This window comes from Jiangella ureilytica, assembly GCF_004348545.1.
GTDB lineage: Bacteria > Actinomycetota > Actinomycetes > Jiangellales > Jiangellaceae > Jiangella > Jiangella ureilytica.
In genome coordinates this window covers 71,311-85,582 of record NZ_SMKL01000021.1, presented here as the reverse complement: position 1 = coordinate 85,582, position 14,272 = coordinate 71,311, and the positions used below count along the sequence as shown (strand labels likewise).

The following is a 14,272-nucleotide window of genomic DNA, read 5'->3' as shown; positions in this document are numbered from 1 at the left end:
CGGCGGGCTGGGCGAGTCGGCCGACCTCGTGCTGGAGCCGCTGGCCGCCCGGCTGAAGGCGCGGCTGACGTTCCAGCGGCCGCCGCGCATCGTGGCCGCCGAGCTGGGCGACCGCGCCGGGTGCGTGGGCGCCGGCCTGCTGGCCCGGGAGCTGATCGCGTGAGCCGCGTCGTGTGCGTCACGCCGAACCCGGCGGTGGACGTCACGTACCGGGTCGGGTCGCTGGTGCCCGGTGCCAGCCACCGGGTGAGCGACCCGGTGGAGCGGCCGGGCGGCAAGGGCGTCAACGTCGCCCGGGTGCTGCACGCGCTCGGGGTGCCGGCGGTGGTCGTCGCGCCGCTCGGCGGGCCCGCCGGTGCCGGGCTGGCCGAGGCGCTACGGGCCGGCGGGCACGCCGTCCGGCCCGTGCCCGTCGCCGCCGAGACCCGCCGCACCGTCACCGTCGTCGACGACGCCGGTGCGGCCACGGCCTTCAACGAACCCGGCCGGGCCCTGTCGGCCGATGAGTGGCCGGCGGTCGTGGCCGCGGTGACCGAGGAGCTCGCCGACGCCGTCGCGCTGGTGGTGTCGGGCAGCCTCCCCGCGGGCGCGCCGGACGACCTGCTGCCCCGGCTGGTCGCGGCCGCCCGCGCCGCCGGGGTGCCTGCCGTCGCCGACACCTCCGGGCCGGCGCTGCTCTCGGTGGCGGGGAGCGGTCCCGCGCTGGTCAAGCCCAACGCCGACGAGCTGGCCGAAGCACTTCCCGGCGACGACGGCGTCAGCGGCGCGGCCGGGCGGCTGCTCGCGCTCGGGGCCCGGCGGGTGGTGGTGTCACTGGGCGCCGACGGCCTGCTGGGGCTCGGCGGGTCCGGCGGCGACGGCGCCGTCTGGCGGGTGGCCGGCGTCCCCGGCGTGTCCGGCAACCCCACCGGCGCCGGCGATGCCACAGTCGCGGCCCTGGTCCGCGGCCTGGTCGCGGGCACGCCCTGGCCCGAGGTGCTGGCCGACGCCGCCGCGCTCGGAGCCGCCGCCGTGCTGGCCGCGGCCGCGGGCGAGGTCGACCTCGCCGCCTACGAACGGTTCCTGCCCACCCTGCATGCGGAGCGAGTGGAATGACACTGACCTCGATGACGGAGCTGTACGGCCGGGCCGTGGCACGGGGCGGGGGCATCGGCGCCTTCAACGTGATCCTGCTCGAGCACGCCGAAGGGCTGGTGACCGGCGCGGAACGGGCGGCTGCCCCCGTCGTCCTGCAGATCAGCCAGAACTGCGTGCGCTACCACGGCGCGCTCGAGCCGATCGCCGTCGGGACCCTGGCCGTGGCGCGCGCGGCGGCGGTGCCGGTCGTGGTGCATCTGGACCACGCCGAGGACGCCGCGCTGGTGCACGAGGCGGTCGAGCTGGGCGTCACCAGCGTCATGTTCGACGCGTCGACGCTCGACTACGCCGACAACGTCGCCGCCACGCGCGCCGTCGTCGACCACTGCCACGCGCGCGGGGTCGCCGTCGAGGCCGAGCTGGGCGAGGTCGGCGGCAAGGACGGCGTCCACGCGCCCGGCGCGCGCACCGACCCCGCCGAGGCGGTCGCGTTCGTCGAGGCCACGGGGGTCGACTCCCTCGCCGTCGCCGTCGGGACCTCGCACGCCATGCGCACGCGCGACGCCGTCGTCGACCACGACCTCGTCGCCGCCCTGCGCGCCGCCGTCCCGGTCCCGCTGGTGCTGCACGGCTCGTCCGGCGTGCCCGACGAGGAGCTGACGAAGGCGGTGGCGGCCGGGATGACCAAGGTCAACATCGCCACCCACCTCAACGCGGTGTTCACCGGCGCGGTGCGCGGCCGGCTCGACGGCGACGCCGCCCTGGTCGACCCGCGTCGCTACGTGTCCGCCGGCCGCGAGGCGCTGGCCGCGGAGACCGCCCGGCTGCTCGACGTGCTGCGCGCGGCTTGACCGAGATCTTTTTGTCCTCCTTTGACCCTTGTGCTTACTGATTGTGTGACGAATACTGCTCGTTACCCGGTGAAAGTTTGCATGATCGATCAGGGGAGTGATTCGGGTGGCCCTTCCGCACAGGTATCGACCCTCCCGCCGCGACATCATCAGGACCGGCGCCGCGCTGGGCGCTGCCGCCGGCTTCGGCGGGACCGCCGCCGGCACCGCCGCCGCATCCGGCAGCTCCGACGACGTGCGACGGGAGCCGCCGCGCATCAAGGGGCGCGAGCGGTCCATGGCCGAGGTGCCGTTCGAGGGATTCGAGCACGTCCGCGTCGGCCTCATCGGCGTCGGTGAGCGCGGCGGCGGCCAGGACGTCCGCTGGGGGGCCGTGTCGAACGTCACCGCCGTCTGCGACATCCGGCCGGAGCGGGTCAGCCGCACCATCGGCCGCATCATGGCGCAGGGCTTCCAGGACAACGAGCCGGTCGGCTACTCCGGCGGCGAGGAGGACTTCCTCAACCTGGTCCGCCGCGACGACATCGACCTCGTCTACGTCGCGACCCCGTGGGAGTGGCACTACCCACAGGCCAAGGCCGCCATGGAGCACGGCAAGCACGTCGCCGTCGAGCTGCCCATCTCGCCGCACCTGGACGAGATCTGGGATCTCGTGCGCACGTCGGAGCGGACCGGCAAGCACTGCATGCTGCTCGAGAACGTCAACTACTTCCGGCCCGAGCTGCGCATGTTCACCATGGCCCGGGCCGGCCTGTTCGGCGACCTGCAGCACGCGTCCGGCGGGTACGTCCACGACCTGCGCTGGCCATACCTCTTCGGCGGCGCCTACCACCCGGAGCACTGGCGGCGGCGCTGGCAGACCCGCATGAACGCGCTGCACTATCCGATGCACGGGCTCGGTCCCGTCTCCGCGACCATGGGCATCAACCGCGGCGACCGCTTCGCCGAGCTCGTCGCCGTCGCCACCCCGCCGATGAACCTCGCGCTCTTCCGCGAGAACGACCCGCGCGTCGGCCCGGACCACTCGTCCTGGGACGACGACGAGTACATCTCCGGCGACCGCCACACCGCCCTCATCAAGACGGCGAACGGCCTGATGATCCGGGTCGAGCACGACGTCAACTCGCCGCACCCGTACAGCCGCGAGACCACGCTGACGGGCACCAGCGGCGTCGTCGAGCTCGACAACTCGCGCATCTACCTCGAGTCGCTCGGGCACGACGATCACTCCTGGCGGACCGGCTCGGCCTACAACGCGATCATGGCCGAGCACGACCACTGGCTGTGGCCGGCGCTGGAGGACCTCGCCGACCAGTACGGCGGCCACGGCGGCGGCGACTTCATCGCCATCTTCCGCCTCGTCCAGCTCATGCGGCTGGGCATGACGCCCGACATCGACGTCTACGACTCCGCGGCCTGGTGCTCGGTCATCCCGCTCAGCCACGAGTCGATGAAGGGCGGGCGCATCAAGGCGGTCAAGGTGCCCGACTTCACCCGCGGCTACTGGGAGGACCCCCGGCCCACCTTCGACCGCGAACGGCCCGACGACCCCTGGCTCGACGGCTGACGGGCGGGCTCGAGAACATCCAGGATCGACCACGCCATGACGGGGTCGATCCTGGATGATCACGGGCCGGAGCTCAGGGGCAGGCGATGTGGCGCAGGACCACGTCGAGGTCGGTGACCTTGCCGGGCGCCACCCGGGCCGACACCGTCCGCGGGATCCAGGTGTCGTCGCCGGCGACGAGGCGCAGCGGGTTCTGCCGCACCGGGAGCCACAGCACGTAGCGGCCGGCGGCGTCGGTGCGGAGGGTGTGCGACTCGTCGCGGCCGTCGATCCAGACCTCGGTCCCGGCGAGCGGCACGACGGAGCCGTTGCAGGTCCGGCCGGACAGCGTCCCCGCCACCGCACCCCACGAGCGCGGCGCCGCCGTGTCGAAGGCGACGGCGACCTCGCGCTGGTCGTACGGGGTGTCGTCGCCGCGGACGAGCAGCGCGCCGGTGTACGCGCCGGGCCCGTCGGCGGACGAGCCCGCGAGCGACACCGTCACCTCCAGGCTCTCGCCCGGCGCCAGCGTGGGCGCCGGTCCCGCCGACGCCGAGAGCGACAGCCAGGACGCGTCGCGGTCGGAGCCGCAGTCGGTGTAGCCGGGCAGCGTCTCGACGAACGGGCGGCCGGAGTAGCCGGCGTTGCCGCCGCCGACGCGGTGGAAGCCGCACGTGCTGCCGCCGCGGGCCAGCGCGTTGACCGCGGCCGGCAGCTCCGACCACGCGTCGGCGACCGGGTCGTAGGCGAAGCCGGCGTTGGTGGAGTCGTGGTACCGGCCGCCGCTGACCCCGCCCGACACCAGCAGCCTGCCGTCGGCGACGGTGTGGGCGGCGCCGGAGAGCTCCATGGGCAGCGGCGCCACCGCGGTCCACGTGTCCATCTTCGGGTCGTACGCGTACGCCGCGGTCTTCGTCGGGCCGCGCAGGACCAGGCCGCCGGCGCAGTAGCCCTTGGCCTCGATGGCGCCGCAGGCGGGCTCGGCGATCGGCTCCGGATAGTCGGCCAGCTGCTCCCACTCCCGGGCCGCAGGGTCGTAGCGGAACACGTCGTCGGTGCCGCAGTCCTCGTCCTCGTCGCTGAGGCAGCCGCCGACGACGTACATGAGCCCGTCGAGCACGAAGCTGCCGGCCATCTGGACGGGGACCGGGGCGCCCGGCTCGGTGGTCCAGCTGTTGGTCGCCGGGTCGTAGACGTCGGTGCCGGGCGAGATGCCGCTCTCGTAGATGCCCGGCTCGCGCCCGCCGGTCACGTAGAGCCTGCCGTCGACGAACTCGCCGGCGGGGCCGCCGCGCCCGTGCGGCATGGCCGGCAGCGGCTGCCAGCCCTCACCCGACGCCGGGTCGAGGACGAAGCCGCGCGTGGTCGCGTAGTCGAAGCCGGACTCGCCGCCGACCGAGTAGAGGCGGCCCTCGTGCAGTCCGGCGACGTTGTCGACGATGTTGATCGGGTAGTCCGGCAGGGCCTCCCAGACCGGCGCGCCCGGCCCGGCCGCCGCGGCCACGCCGGCCGACGCCGACCCCGTCGTCCGCGGATGCCCGGTCGTGTTCGGCACGAACGACACCGGACGCTCCGCCAGGGTGACGGCGGTCGGGGCGGTGCCCTCGTTGGTGACGGTGACCGTGGCGGTGGCGCCCTCGCCGAGGCCGGCCGCCGCCGACACCGACGCCACGCTGGTGGTCAGCATCCCGGCGCCCAGCTCGAAGTCCGCCGTCGCCGTCGTCCCGGGCTCGATCCGAACCGACGACGACCCGTCCTGGTACTGCAGTCGCGCCGCCGTCACCGCATGGGAGCCGGCGCCGGGCACGAACATCCAGTAGAACCCGTCGCCGTCCGTGGTCGCCGCCGCACCGTCACCGGCCGTGACGGACGAGCCCGCCACGGCGAGCCCGGTGTTGCCGTCCGTCACGTGCCCGGCCACCAGCCCGCCGTCGACGGGGTCGCAGCTGCGGTTGCCGACGAACACGTCGTCGAGCTGCCAGCCGTTGGCCGCCGTGTAGGGGCCCTCGTGGTAGCGGAACCGTACCTGCACGTCGGTACGGCCGGCCGCCTGCGGGATCGGCACCAGCTCCGTCGCCGGGCCGTACACGGGCTCCACGCGGTGCCACACCGTCTCCCAGGTGGCGCCGCCGTCCAGCGAGAGGTCGACGTCGGCGATACCGCCCGGCTCGTCCCAGACCCAGGTGTCGAAGTGGTGCGCGAACCCGATCGCCGGCTCCGCGACGCCGGTCAGGTCGAGCACGGGCGTCACCAGGGAGGTGTCCTGCCGGGTCACGTAGCCGTAGAACTCGCCGTCGACGATCGCGAACCCGGACCGCCCGCCGGTGAGGTTGCCGCGCTCGCCGGGGTCGTCGAACCGCCAGTTCTCACCGTCGCCGACCTCGTCGGTGACCGTCCAGCCCGCGGGCAGCCCGTCGTCGAAGCCCGCGGCGACGCCGTCGGACACCAGCGCGTAGCCGGGGGCGAAGCAGCGGACCGGGTCGACCTCGAGCGCGATCTCCGCATCGGATCCGGACAGCGACACCGTCGTCGCCGGATAGCCGGGATACCGGCTGGTCACCGTCGCGGTGTGCGTGCCCGGCGGCAGCGAGAGCGAGAACGCGCCGGTCGCCGGGTCGCTCACCGCGCTCACGCCGTCGACCGTCACGTCCGCCCACAGCGGCCAGCCCTGACCGGACCCGTCCCGGACGATGCCGGTGACGGTGACGGTGTCGGCTGCGGCCGCCGCCGGGGTCAGGGCGGCAGCCAGGAGCGCGGCCGAGATCCCGGCCGCGATGCTGCCTCGACGCCGTCGGTTCATCGGTGCTCCCTGTCGATCGCGCCGGGCGGTCATCGGCCGCATCCGGTCTGGCGGAGGGTGAAGTCGCGGACGGTGTCGCGGCCGGGCCGGACCCGCAGCTCGGCGGTCTGCGGCTGGTAGCCGCTCTTGACGACGACGGCGCCGACGGGGTTGGCGGCGGTGTCGAACCAGGTCGCATACCGCCCGTCGGCGCCGGACACCAGGGTGCGCGAGCCGGTCGCGCCGTCGAGCTGCACGACGACTCCGGGCAGCGGCGTCGTGGTCCCGGCGCAGGACCGGCCGAGCACCGTCCCGGTCAGCCGTCCCCACGTCGACGGTGCCGACACCGTCAGGTGGACGGGGACCGCGGCGGCGTCGTAGGGGGTGTCGTCGCGCAGCACCAGGGCGGCGGACACCGCGCCGGGCTGCTCCAGCGCCGACGCGTCGAACGTCAGCGTGACCCGCGCCGACGCGCCGGGTGCGAGCGTCAGTGCCGGCGGGTCCGCGGCCAGCCAGCCGACGGCGTCGCCGGAGCCGCAGTTCGCCCAGCCCGGCAGGACGGCCGTGGCGCTGGTCGTGCCCGGACCGGTGCTGCCGCCGACGGTGTGGAAGCCGCAGGCGCTGCCGGCCCGGTACACCGCCTGCGGGGCGTTCGGGATCGGCGCCCAGGTGTCGGTGGCGGGGTCGTAGGCGAACCCCTCGTTGGTGATCGCGCTGTTGCGGTCGGTGACGCCGCCGGACACGATCAGCTTGCCGTCGGCCGCCGCGTACGCCGATCCCCACAGCCCGGTCGGCAGCTCGGCCAGCTCGGTCCAGGTGTCGCCGGCCGGGTCGTAGACGTAGGCGGAGGTCAGCTCCCGCAGCGACTCGCCGCGTGCGCCGCCCGCGCAGTAGAGCTTGTGGTCGATGGCGCCGCAGGACACCAGCGCGGTCTCCTCCGGGTAGTCGGCCACCCGCTCCCACTGCCCGGCCGCGGCGTCGAGCCGCAGCACCTCGGCGCTGCCGCAGTCGCCGGGACAACCGCCGACGACGTAGAGCATGTCGTCCATGACGGCCCAGCCCGCGCTGGTCACGGCCTTCGGCATCGCCGGGCCGGGCGACCAGGTGTCGGTGCGCGGGTCGTAGACGTCGACGTCGACGCGGGTGGCGCCGGTGCTGCTCCAGCCGCCGGCCGCGTAGAACCTGCCGTGCAGGAAGCCGCCCATCGGCCGCTGCCGGGCCCGGGGGAGCGGCGCGATCGCCTCCCACTCGCCGTCGCCGTCGTGCACGTAGGCGGCGTTCGTCGCGCCGGACCCGGTCCCGCCGCCGACGGAGTACACCCGGCCGTCGAGCACGTCGACCGCGCTGTCCCAGATCGGGGACGGGTAGTCGGCCAGCAGCGCCCACGGGGCGATCGGCTCGCCGGCCGGTGCGGTGCCGGCGGTGCCGGTGCCGCCCGCGACCTCCGGGCCGGCGGTGAAGGTGCCGCTCACCCGCTGGACCGGCGCGCCCGCACCGGCGGCGGCCGGCGCGCTGACGCCCGGGCGCTCGGTGAGGTCCAGCGTGGCCGGCGCGCTGCCGTCGTTCGCGACCGTGACGGTCGCCGTCGCCGTCCCGCCGAGCACGACGGCGCCGTCGACCCGGTCCTCGCGGATGTCCAGCCTTCCCGCCGGCAGCGCGAACTCGACCGGCGTGACGGTGTCGGCCGCGACGTCGACCACGACCGTCGTGTCGCTGTAGCGGGTGCGCGCGCCGGTGAACGCCTGCTCGCCGGGGCCGGGGACGAAGGTCCAGAAGAACCCGTCGCCGAGGCCCGGGTCGTCCGGCGTGGCGACGGTGCTGACGGTGAGCGCGGGGTCGGCCGCGCCGGTCACCGTCGCCCCGACGATCGGCGTCTCGGTGTTGGCGTCGACCACGTGGCCGGTCAGCAGCCCGCCGTCGACGGTGGCGCAGTCGCGCCGGCCGAGCACGACGTCGTCGACCTGCCACCAGCCGTTGAATGCCGAGGCGAACGTGAACCGGACCCGTACGTCCGGCTGGCCGGCCGCCGCCGGGATCGGCACCTGCACCTCCTCCTCGTAGATGCCCTCGGAGCCGCTGTGCGACCAGACGGTGGCCCAGGTGGCGCCGCCGTCGACGGACAGGTCGACGCCGATGTCGGCGTCGGACGAGTAGTCGGTCTTGAACCAGAGCGCCGGCACGTCGACACCGGTCAGGTCGATGACGGGCGACACCAGGTCGGTGTCCTGGCGGCCGTCGGGACCGTAGAGCGCGCTGAAGACCGAGGCGAAGTTGCCCTCGCCGCCGGTGCGGTTCCAGTCGTCGTGCGGGAACCGCCAGACCTGACCGTTGCCCACGTGGTCGGCCACGGACCAGCCGGGCGGCGCCGTGTCCGGGTCGAACGTCTCGGTGTAGGTGACGACGCGGTCGCGCTGTTCGTAGCCCGGCGCGGTGCAGGCGTACTCGTCCGCGGCCAGCGCGACGTCATGGGTCGTGGCGCCGGCCAGATCGACGGTGGTGGTCGACGGCGTCAGGCCCGCAGCAGCGGCCTCGACGGTGACGTCGTAGCTGTCACCCGCGGGCAGGTCGATGGCGTAGCTGCCGTCGACGGGGTTCGTGTAGTAGGTGCCGTCGGGGACGCCGTCGACGGTGATCGTGGCGTAGAGCGGCCAGCCGTGGTCCGAGCCCTCGGTGACGGTGCCGGTCAGGGTCGCCGTCGGCCGCGGCGTCAGCGTCAGGTCCAGCGTCGTCGTCTCGCCGGTGCGGACGGCGGCCGAGCCGGCACCGTCGTCGTGCCCGAAGAGCGACGCGGTCACGTCGTAGTCGCCGACCGGCACCTGCACCGACCACGTCCCGTCCGGCGCCGTGCCGAGCCGCCGGTTCGCCGGGCCCGCGACGGCGACGGTGACGCCGCCAAGGCCCGCGCCGGTGGCGTCGGTGACGGTGCCGCGCAGCACGCCGGTGTCGCCGCGCGGCGCCGCCTCGACCGCCGCGTAGACGTCCAGCCGCCCCTCGCCGAAGACGTTGTTGTTCTCGGGGGTGCCGCCGCAGCTGGTGTCGTCGGTGTCGATCGCCTTCTCGTCCAGCAGCGTGCGCGTGGCCTCGACGTCGCCGAGCACGATCGGCGACGACGACCACAGCAGCGCGACCGCGCCGGACACGTGCGGCGTCGCCATGGACGTGCCGCTCCAGCTGGCGTACGTGTCGCCGGGCAGCGACGAGCGGATCTGCACGCCCGGCGCGGCGATGTCCGGCTTGGTCTCGCCCTGGTAGCCGGGGCCGCGGCTGGACTGCGGGTCGATGACGTGGTCCATGTCGTACATGCCGGCGCTGTACGTGCCCGCGCCGTTGCCCGGGTTCTCCGCCGACCCGCACGACGGGCCGGAGTTGCCGTTCGCGAACGCGGGGAAGATGCCCGCGGCGACCCACGCCTCGACCAGGTCGTCGTACCAGCGGGCGGTCGTGCCGCCGCCCCACGAGTTGTTCACGATGTGCGGGCGCAGGTCCGGCCGCGGGTCGTCGCCGTCGACGTCGGTGGGCGCCAGCATCCACTCGCCGGAGGCCAGCAACGAGAAGTCCGTGCAGCCGTCGCTCTCGCAGCCCTTCGCCGCGATCCAGCGGGCGCCGGGCGCGACGCCGATCTGCGCGCCCTCGCCGGTACCGGTCATGGTCCCGGTGACGTGCGTGCCGTGGCCGTTGTTGTCGCACGGCTGTGGCGTGCTGCCGGCGCAGATCTTCGCCGGGTCGTACCAGTTGTGGTCGTGGTCGAACGTGCCGTCGCCGTTGGTGCCGCGGTACTGGCCGACGAGCGCCGGGTGGTCGAACTCGACCCCGGTATCGATGCTGGCGACGACGACGTTCTCGCCCTTCGTGCCGAAGTCGGCCCACACGTCGTCGGCGCGGATGTCGGCGACGCCCCACTCGACGGCCGCCGTGGTCGCGGCCAGTGGCGCGACGTCCTGCCGCGGCTCGGGCAGCGCGTACGTGCGGGCCGGCTCGATCTCGGCGACCTCGGCCCGGCCGGCCAGCCGCGTGGCGAGCTCGGCCGTGCCGTCGACGACATAGATGACGTTCGAGGCGTGGAAGGCGCGGTACTCGACGCCGGCCGCGTCCAGCTGGCGGCGGACGGCGCGCTGGCTGCGGTCGGCGGTGCGCCGCAGCGCGTCGACGACGGCGGCGCCGCGCTCGGCCCAGTCGTCGACGGCGGCCGCGGCGGTCAGGTCGGCCCGCTGCTCGAAGGAGATGAGGAAGTCGGCCGTGGCGCCGTCGTCGAGCCGGCGCGACAGGGTGGTGTCGACCTTGTCGCCGGCGTCGGCGGACGGCGACGGCGGCTCGGGGGCGGCCGTCGACGGCGCCGCCGCCGGCGCCGTCAGGGACAACAGGGCCAGGGCGGTCGCGAGCCAGCGGCGACGGGGGGAGTCGTGCCTCACGGGGGTCTCCTCGGTCACGGGCCTCGTGGGCCCGCCGCCGGGGTGCGGGCGCAGGGCACACAAAGGGGGCAATGCCGACGTTTGCCGGTGAACGTAGCGGCTGCCGCCGTCGCTCAGCACCGGTTCACGCGTGACGCACTAGAGTCACGTCACAGTTATGACACTGCAGAGCGACGGTGCCGCGAGCCGCCGACGGCTGTCGGCCATCGGCCTGAGCGAGGCCGAGGAGTCGGTCTACCGCGCCCTGCTCGACCTCGGCCCGGCCACCGGCGCCGACCTCGCGCGCCGGCTCGGTCAGGACGAGCGCCACGTGCTGCCCGCCGTTCAGTCGCTGGAGGCCGCCGGGCTGGCCGGGCGCACCACCACCCGGCCGCCCCGGTTCACCGCGGTGCCGCCCGAGGTCGCGTTCGAGCCGCTGCTCCTGCACCGCCAGCAGGAGCTGCAGTCCGTCCGCACCGAGGTGCACGAGCTGCAGCACCGGTACCGCGAGAGCATGCTGGTCTCGTCGGCGGCCGACGCGCTGCAGCTGGTCACGGAGCCGGCCGCCATCGTGCAGCGGTTCGAGCAGCTGCAGCTGTCGGCGCGCTCGGAGGTCATGGTCTTCGACAAGCCGCCGTACGTCGGGTCCATCGAGGGCAACATCGACATCGAGCTGCGCATGCTGGAGCGGGGGGTGCGCTACCGCGGGCTCTACGACCGGCAGGCGCTCGAGGAGCCGGCGAAGGTGCGGGCGCTGACGGAGCTGCTGTCCGCCGGCGAGGAGGCCCGGTGCATGGCCGAGCTGCCGATGAAGCTCGCCATCGCCGACCGCGAGGTCGCGATGATGCCGCTGCGCGTGCGGGAGAGCACCGGCGCCCTGGTGATCCACGCGTCGTCGCTGCTGGACGCGTTGTGCGCGCTGTTCGAGACCCTGTGGAACTCGGCGGCGACGGTGAACCTGGCCCGACCCGACGGCGTCGACGACATCCTCGGCCCGGACGAGCACCTGCTGCTCGGGCTGGTGGCGTCCGGCATCAAGGACGACGCGATCGGCCGCCAGCTCGGGGTCGGGCGGCGCACCGTGCAGCGGCGCATCACCGAGCTGCAGGAGCGTCTGGGGACGACGACCCGGATCGGGCTCGTGGTCGAGGCGGCCCACCGCGGCTGGATCTGAGCCGGCCCGCGTCGTCGCGATCGGGACTGGGCTGTGGCGGCGCCTGCCGTCAGGCGGCGCCGACCGGGGCGACGCCGCTGATGCGGTGGACGGCGAAGGAGCGGACCTCGCCGCTGCGGTGGTCGAAGGCCGACAGCCAGCCGCCCTCGATGCGGGCGGGGTCGACGAGCCGTTCGGTCGTGGCGCCGTGCTGGTCGACGTAGCCGATCCAGACCGTGGCGCCGGTCTCGAGCGCGTCGCGCAGGTCGGCGAGCGTGGCGGCGGCGGTGGTGCGGCCCAGTCGTGCCGGCGTGCCGTCGGCCGGGCCTTCGGCGCGGGACCGGTCGCCGGCCCGCAGCGCGCGGACCGCCGCGCCCAGCAGGGTCTCTTCGGGCGCCGTCAGCTCGGCCAGCGCCGCCCGCGGCGCGAACCGCGTCGTCGCCCGTCGGGGCATCGAGCGGCCGATGACGATGGAGCCGTCGGCGGCCTCGGGGACCGGGCTGAAGCCGAGCTGGCGCAGCCGCTCGACCAGGGAGTTCGCGGCGATGCTCGACGCCAGCACCGTCGGGGCCAGCCGGCGCAGTCCCAGGCTGGACGAGCGTGGGTCGGCCATGATGGCGGCCAGCACGGTCTCGTCGTCGCAGCGGACGAAGGCCGACGCGGTGCCGACGCGCAGCTGCCCGTGCGTGCGGGCGACGTCGTCGACGAGATACGTGAGCGGCTGCGGGACCGGGGTGCGCGAGATGGCGGCGAGGAACGCGTGCACGTCCGCCGCCGACCGGCCGGCGTCGAGCGCCCGGCGCAGCGACCCGGCCGTGAACCGGTGCACCGACGCGCCCCCGCGGCTCTCGACGTCGGAGATGAGGCTCAGCTCGCGCTCGAGGTCGGTGCGCAGCGGGCCGGGCGCGATGGCCGTCAGGTCGGCCTGCAGCAGCACGTGGTCGAGCGGCTGCGGCAGGCTCGCCCGCACCGCCTCGGCCGCCGCCACGACGGCGCGCTCGCCGGCCCGGCCCTCGAGGAACGGCCGCGCGAACGACGCCAGAGCGCCCATACCGGTGAGCCCGAGCTGTTCGGCCTCGCGCAGCGTCCACCGGACGAGGTCGTCGCGGAACCGGCCGGCCCGGCGCGGCCGCCGCCACTGCAGGACGGCGAGCACACCGACGAGATCGGGCGCCCAGCCGGCCGGCAGCCCGGCCAGCTCCTCGAGCACCAGCCGGCGCACCTCGGGCGCGGCCGGGCGCTCGAGGTCGCGGCCGAGCGGCGCGATGGGCCGGTCCTTCTCGTCGCGGCTGCCGGCCAGCCCGGCGACCCGGCTGGTGCTGAGCCAGGCGTGCGCGAGCACGGCCCAGCGCCGGGCCGGGTCCTCGCGCCGCCACGCGTCGAACTCCGGTGTGGGCAGCCACACCTCGTCGAGGTCCTCGCTGGCCGAGACCAGCCCGGCGGCGTAGGCCACCTCGGCGATCAGCGCGGCGCCGGCCTCGTCGGTGTCGAGCAGGTCCGGCAGCCGGCGCAGGTCACGCACCCCCAGCCCGCCGGTGCGAAGGACGGGCGGGGGCTCGGACGCCCAGGTGTCGAGCAGCAGCTCGACCTTGCGGGTGAGGTCGAACGCGCCGGCGCCGGCGGTGCGATCGACGGTGACGGGGGCGCGCTCGGTGACCGCCGGGACGGGCGGCGCCGGCTGCGCCTCGGCATGGACCAGCCCGCCGCGCAGGTGCAGCGCGACCTCGCGCGGCAGCACGACGGTGGTCGAGTCGACCGGCACCAGCAGGCCGACCGACAGCAACAGGTCGATGGGTGTGCGCGCGGTCGCGCGGTCGGCCTGGCGCAGGGCGTCGTCGATGCGGCCGGTCGGCGGCCCCGGGGTGAGCGCGTCGAGCGCCGAGCGCGCGTCGTCGGTCAGCTCCGCCAGCAGCGCCGTCAGGGCGGGGCGGTCGGAGAGCAGCGCCGCGACAGTGTCGACGTTGCCGGCGTGGTCGCCGGTCGCGGACAGGCCGAGCCCGCTCATGACGACCGCGAGTCGCGACGGCGCCAGCGCGAGCAGCGCCTGGCGGGCCGGCGGGCCGAGGCCGGCCGGATGCGGCCCCACGATCTCGTGCACGATGCGAGGCAGCCGCAGGTCGTCGTCGGAACCCCAGAGCAGGGCCTGGGTCCGCAGCGTCACCAGCGCCTTCTCGACGGCGGCGTCCTCGACCCCGAGCGCCATCCGCACGTCGTCGGGCGAGACCGGCGCCGGCACGATGACCAGCGCGTCGACGACCTGGAGGGTGAACCGGTCGAGCCGGTCCAGCGCCCGGACGGCGGAGGCCCGGGTGGTGGCCCGCGACGCCAGCTGCGACACGTCGGCGGGGACGGGGACCAGGAGATCGGGCCGGGCACGCAGCAGCGCCGCCAGCTCGTCGTCGGCGCGGGCGCGCAAGTCGTCGGCGAGACTGCGCGGAGCCGAGTCGTTCCCGGTCATCCGCTCTACGGTACGGCGTG

The 14,272-nt window shown here is 75.1% G+C and carries 7 protein-coding genes; 4 read left to right on the top strand and 3 right to left on the bottom strand.

Annotated features, from left to right (window positions below; all coding sequences use genetic code 11):
• The first annotated feature begins 159 nt into the window (after positions 1 to 159).
• From E1212_RS11710 to E1212_RS11700, 3 genes are all read left to right on the top strand, one after another.
• On the top strand, positions 160 to 1,095 hold the full coding sequence (locus E1212_RS11710) for a 1-phosphofructokinase family hexose kinase (RefSeq protein ID WP_131982538.1): 936 nt from the start codon (positions 160 to 162) through the stop codon (positions 1,093 to 1,095).
• Positions 1,092 to 1,928, top strand: coding sequence for a class II fructose-bisphosphate aldolase (locus E1212_RS11705; protein WP_131982536.1), 837 nt, complete (start codon positions 1,092 to 1,094; stop codon positions 1,926 to 1,928). Before E1212_RS11710 ends, E1212_RS11705 begins: the two co-directional genes overlap by 4 nt.
• 106 nt (positions 1,929 to 2,034) lie before the next feature.
• Positions 2,035 to 3,495 (top strand): Gfo/Idh/MocA family protein, encoded by a 1,461-nt coding sequence (locus tag E1212_RS11700; RefSeq protein WP_203416763.1) that lies wholly within the window; start codon positions 2,035 to 2,037, stop codon positions 3,493 to 3,495.
• Positions 3,496 to 3,568: 73 nt separating this feature from the next.
• Here the strand turns inward: E1212_RS11700 and E1212_RS11695 are convergent, their stop codons facing one another.
• Positions 3,569 to 6,274 (bottom strand): carboxypeptidase regulatory-like domain-containing protein, encoded by a 2,706-nt coding sequence (locus E1212_RS11695; RefSeq protein ID WP_162605432.1) that lies wholly within the window; start codon positions 6,272 to 6,274, stop codon positions 3,569 to 3,571.
• Positions 6,275 to 6,303: 29 nt separating this feature from the next.
• Complete coding sequence (locus E1212_RS11690) at positions 6,304 to 10,662, bottom strand: S8 family serine peptidase (protein WP_131982531.1); 4,359 nt, start codon at positions 10,660 to 10,662, stop codon at positions 6,304 to 6,306.
• 157 nt (positions 10,663 to 10,819) lie between these two features.
• Here E1212_RS11690 and E1212_RS11685 point away from each other — a divergent pair, with 157 nt between their 5' ends.
• Positions 10,820 to 11,815 carry a helix-turn-helix domain-containing protein gene (locus E1212_RS11685; RefSeq protein WP_131982529.1) on the top strand — a complete coding sequence of 332 codons (996 nt, stop codon included), beginning with the start codon at positions 10,820 to 10,822 and terminating at the stop codon, positions 11,813 to 11,815.
• Between the two features lie 49 nt (positions 11,816 to 11,864).
• Here the strand turns inward: E1212_RS11685 and E1212_RS11680 are convergent, their stop codons facing one another.
• On the bottom strand, positions 11,865 to 14,252 hold the full coding sequence (locus E1212_RS11680; RefSeq protein ID WP_131982527.1) for a helicase C-terminal domain-containing protein: 2,388 nt from the start codon (positions 14,250 to 14,252) through the stop codon (positions 11,865 to 11,867).
• Positions 14,253 to 14,272: the final 20 nt, after the last annotated feature.

Bases quoted from the DNA above. Each gene is read 5' to 3' on its own strand.
- E1212_RS11705 (WP_131982536.1), top strand. From the start codon at position 1,092: ATGACACTGACCTCGATGACGGAGCTGTACGGCCGGGCCGTGGCACGG.
- E1212_RS11695 (WP_162605432.1), bottom strand. From the start codon at position 6,274: ATGAACCGACGGCGTCGAGGCAGCATCGCGGCCGGGATCTCGGCCGCG.
- E1212_RS11685 (WP_131982529.1), top strand. From the start codon at position 10,820: ATGACACTGCAGAGCGACGGTGCCGCGAGCCGCCGACGGCTGTCGGCC.
- E1212_RS11680 (WP_131982527.1), bottom strand. From the start codon at position 14,252: ATGACCGGGAACGACTCGGCTCCGCGCAGTCTCGCCGACGACTTGCGC.